1 protein-coding gene is annotated in these 201 nt (G+C 72.1%); it reads left to right on the plus strand.

Annotation, left to right across the window (positions count from 1 at the left end; translation table 11 throughout):
• The coding region (locus tag DJ73_RS10580; protein ID WP_141212946.1) for a dihydrofolate reductase at positions 1-201 on the plus strand (201 nt) is incomplete at both ends.

A 201-nucleotide genomic window follows, 5' to 3' on the forward strand; every position in this document is an offset into this window, starting at 1 on the left:
TCGTCGCCGCGGTCGCCGAGAACGGCGTCATCGGCGACGACGGCGGGATGCCGTGGCACTACCCGGCGGACCTGGCGCACTTCAAGCGGCTCACGACCGGTCACCCCGTGATCGTCGGCCGGAAGACGTACGAGAGCATCGCCGCCCGGATCGGCGGCCCGCTCCCCGATCGGACCAACGTCGTGCTGACGACGCGGGACC

The sequence above is a fragment of the Halorubrum sp. Ea1 genome (assembly GCF_002252965.1).
In the GTDB taxonomy this organism is placed as follows: Archaea; Halobacteriota; Halobacteria; order Halobacteriales; family Haloferacaceae; genus Halorubrum.